Source organism: Pseudomonas sp. EGD-AK9 (assembly GCF_000465935.2).
GTDB lineage: Bacteria > Pseudomonadota > Gammaproteobacteria > Pseudomonadales > Pseudomonadaceae > Aquipseudomonas.
In genome coordinates, this window is the sequence record NZ_AVOF01000302.1 from 1 (window position 1) to 3,943 (window position 3,943).

The 3,943-nt window shown below is 66.8% G+C and carries 4 protein-coding genes and 1 pseudogene; all 5 read right to left on the reverse strand.

Translation table 11 applies throughout. The features are described from left to right. Nucleotides 1–188, reverse strand: a pseudogene (locus N878_RS26865) (hypothetical protein); the annotation flags it as partial. Between the two features lie 61 nt (nucleotides 189–249). After that, complete coding sequence (gene rpoH / locus N878_RS14510; protein ID WP_031303194.1) at nucleotides 250–1,104, reverse strand: RNA polymerase sigma factor RpoH; 855 nt, start codon at nucleotides 1,102–1,104, stop codon at nucleotides 250–252. A 111-nt stretch (nucleotides 1,105–1,215) separates the two neighbouring features. Then, entirely contained in the window at nucleotides 1,216–2,235 is a 1,020-nt protein-coding gene (ftsX, locus tag N878_RS14515) for a permease-like cell division protein FtsX (protein WP_021444352.1), read from the reverse strand. Then, nucleotides 2,235–2,903 carry a cell division ATP-binding protein FtsE gene (gene ftsE / locus N878_RS14520; RefSeq protein ID WP_021444353.1) on the reverse strand — a complete coding sequence of 223 codons (669 nt, stop codon included), beginning with the start codon at nucleotides 2,901–2,903 and terminating at the stop codon, nucleotides 2,235–2,237. The genes ftsX and ftsE overlap by 1 nt, the downstream gene beginning before the upstream one ends. Continuing rightward, nucleotides 2,900–3,943 (reverse strand): signal recognition particle-docking protein FtsY (gene ftsY, locus N878_RS14525; RefSeq protein ID WP_021444354.1); only part of this gene is annotated, 1,044 nt, incomplete at its 5' end. The genes ftsY and ftsE, both read right to left, overlap by 4 nt.

The following is a 3,943-nucleotide window of genomic DNA, read 5'->3' on the forward strand; positions in this document are numbered from 1 at the left end:
GCCTGCACCTCGCGCAGCGCCAGGCGCTCTTCCGCCAACGGCTGCAGCAGCGCGTCGCGCCACCGCGGCAGATCGGCCACCGGCGTCACCTCGCCGCTGCGCATCAGCCAGGCGCCCCAGGCGAAGAACAGCGCGGCGACGAGGCCGAACAGCAGCCAGTGCTGCGCTTTCAACGGCGGTCTGTTCACAGGCATTTTCTCCGGACAGAAAAAAGCCGCACCCGGGTGCGGCTTGATTCGCGTGCATGACTCAAGCGGCGATGGAGCCCTTGAGCTTGTTCATGGCGTTCTTCTCGAGCTGACGGATACGCTCGGCCGAGACGTTGTACTTGGCGGCCAGGTCGTGCAGGGTCGCCTTCTCCTCGGCCAGCCAGCGCTGGTAAAGGATGTCGCGGCTGCGCTCGTCGAGGCTTTCCAGGGCCTCATGCAGGTTGCTGCTGGAGCTGTCGCTCCAGTCGGCGTCCTCCAGCTGGCGAGCCGGGTCGTAGCGGTGGTCTTCCAGATAATGCGCGGGCGACTGGAAGGCGCTGTCGTCGTCGGCGTCGGCGGCCGGGTCGAAGGCCATGTCCTGGCCGGTCAGGCGGCTTTCCATCTCGCGCACTTCGTGCGGCTCGACGCCCAAGCTCTTGGCCACGGCGGTGACTTCGTCGTTGTTCAGCCAGGCCAGACGCTTCTTCTGGCTGCGCAGGTTGAAGAACAGCTTGCGCTGCGCCTTGGTGGTGGCGACCTTGACGATGCGCCAGTTCTTCAGGATGAACTCGTGGATCTCGGCGCGGATCCAGTGCACGGCGAAGGACACCAGGCGCACGCCCATTTCCGGGTTGAAGCGCTTGACCGCCTTCATCAGGCCGACGTTGCCTTCCTGGATCAGATCGGCCTGGGCCAGGCCGTAGCCGGCGTAGCTGCGGGCGATATGTACGACGAAACGCAGGTGGGCCAGCACCATCTGCCGGGCGGCCTCGAGATCCTGCTGGTAGTAGAGACTCTCGGCCAGCTCGCGCTCCTGCTCCGGCGTCAGCAGCGGGATGCTGTTGACCGCATGCACGTAAGCCTCCAGGTTGGCGCCTGGAACCAGAGCATGAACAGGTTGCAAGGAAGTGGACATTCGAATCCTCCGATTCACGAAACTCGTGCAGTTTAGCACTGCGCCATCTGACGCGGATCCTGTGGATAAGTTCCGTTACAGATAGTCAATATCAATGAAAACAATGACTTATCACCGAGGCGCCAATTCGTTGAGATGACGCGCCACGGCCAGCCAGGCGCCAATATAGCCCAAGAGCACGGCGCCGAGCAGCAGGGACAGACCATCGGACGAGGGCACCCCGCCGAGGGCGAAATCGCTGCCGTACAAGCCGGCCAACCGTACCACCGCATCGTTCAGCCAATCCAGGCCGAAAGCCAGCAGCAGCCAGGCGAATACGCCGGCGCCGATGCCGTACAGCGCGCCCATATAAAGGAAGGGCCGGCGCACGTAGCCGTCGGTGCCGCCGACCAGCTTGATCACCTCGATCTCGGCGCGGCGGTTCTCGATATGCAGGCGGATGGTGTTGCCGATCACCAGCAGCAAGGCGAGGATCAGCAGCAGGCTGAGGCCGAAGACGAAACGGTCGCCGAGCTTGAGGATGGCCGTCAGGCGCTCGACCCAGACCAGGTCGAGCTGCGCCTGCTGCACCCGCGGCAACTCGGCCAGACGCAGGCGCAGGGCTTCCAGCTTGGCCTTGTCGACCTCCACCGGGGTCACCAGGATCACTCCCGGCAGCGGGTTCTGCGGCAGCTCCTTGAGCGCCTCGCCCAGCCCGGACAGCTGCTGGAACTCCTCCAGCGCCTGCTCGCGGCTGATCCACTCGACCTCGGCGACGTCGTCCATCGCCGCGATCTGCTCGCGCAGGGCCTGGCCCTCGCGCTCGCCGGCCTCCAGTTCGAGGAACAGGGAAATCTGCGCCGCACGCTGCCAGGAGCCGCCGAGCTTCTCGACGTTGTCCAGCAGCAGCGCCAGGCCCATGGGCAGGCTCAGCGCCACAGCCATCACCAGGCAGGTGAAGAAGCTGCCGATGGGCTGGCGGGCCAGGCGGCGCAGGCTGTCGACCAGGCTGGCGCGGTGGCTTTCCAGCCAGGCATGCAGCAGGGTGCGAAAATCCGGGCCGTCTTCCGGCAGCTGGTCGCTGACCTTGTTGCGTGGTGCCGCGCCGACCCGTTCGGCCGGCTGCGGTGGCGGCATCTTCGACGCGCTCATCAGGCAGCCTCCCCGTCGCCGATCAGGCGACCGCGTTGCAGGGTGAGCATGCGATGGCGCATGCGCGCGATCAGCGCCAGGTCGTGACTGGCGATCAATACGGTGGTGCCAAGCCGGTTGATGTCCTCGAACACCCCCATGATCTCCGCGGCCAGGCGCGGGTCGAGGTTGCCGGTAGGTTCGTCCGCCAGCAGCAGAGCCGGGCGGTGGACGATGGCGCGGGCGATGCCGACGCGCTGCTGCTGGCCGGTGGACAGATCGCCGGGCGCCTGCGCGGCCTTGTCGCTGAGGCTGACCCGCTCCAGCGCGGCGCCGACCCGTTTGGCGATCTCCGGCTTGGCCAGGCCGAGGATCTGCAGCGGCAGGGCGACGTTGTCGTACACGGTGCGGTCGAACAGCAGCTGGTGATTCTGGAACACCACGCCGATCTGCCGACGCAGGAAGGGAATCTGCGCATTGGTGATGGTGGAGAGGTCATGCCCGGCCAGCATCAGCTTGCCGCTGGTCGGCCGCTCCATCGCCAGCAGTAGGCGCAGCAAGGTGCTCTTGCCGGCGCCGGAGTGGCCGGTGACGAAGAGAAACTCGCCGGGGCGAACGCGAAAACTCAGCTCGTGCAGCCCGACATGGCCATTGGCATAACGCTTGGCGACCTGCTCGAATCGGATCATCCCTGCTCGCGCTCCTCGAAAAGTGCCTGGACGAAGGCCTGCGCCTGGAACGGCCGCAGGTCGTCGATGCCCTCGCCGACGCCGATATAGCGGATCGGCAGGCCGAACTGCTTGGCCAGGGCGAAGATCACCCCGCCCTTGGCGGTGCCGTCCAGCTTGGTCAGCGCCAGGCCGCTGAGGTTCACCGTCTGGTCGAACTGCTTGGCCTGGTTGATGGCGTTCTGTCCGGTGCCGGCGTCGAGCACCAGCAACACCTCGTGCGGCGCGGTCTCGTCCAGCTTGCCGATCACCCGACGGACCTTCTTCAGCTCTTCCATCAGGTTGTCCTTGGTGTGCAGGCGGCCGGCGGTGTCGGCGATCAGCACGTCGATGCCGCGCGACTTGGCGGCCTGCACCGCGTCGAAGATCACCGAGGCCGAGTCGGCGCCGGTGTGCTGGGCGATCACCGCGATCTGGTTGCGCTCGCCCCAAACCTGCAGCTGCTCCACCGCGGCAGCGCGGAAGGTGTCGCCGGCGGCGAGCATGACCTTCTTGCCTTCCAGTTGCAGCTTCTTGGCCAGCTTGCCGATGGTGGTGGTCTTGCCCACACCGTTCACCCCGACCACCAGGATCACGTAGGGCTGCTTGCCGGCGTCGATCAGCAGCGGCTGCTCGACCGGCTTGAGCAGACCGACCAGCTCCTCCTGCAACGCCTTGTACAGCGCGCCGCTGTCGGCCAGCTCCTTGCGCGCCACGCGGCGGGTCAGGTTGCCGATGATCGCGGTGGTGGCCTCGACGCCGACGTCGGCGGTGAGCAGGCGGGTTTCCAGCTCGTCGAGCAGCTCGTCGTCGATGGCCTTCTTGCCGAGGAACAGGCTGGCCATGCCCTCGCCGAGGCTGGCGCTGGTCTTGCTCAGGCCCTGCTTGAGGCGAGCGAAGAAGCTGGGTTTGTCCTGAGTCGCAGGCAGCGGGGCGGCGACCGCCGTCTCGCTGGGCGGAACGACGGGCGCGGCCACGGGCTCAGGGGCGACGGGCACCTCGGCAGCCGGTGGCACGGGGGC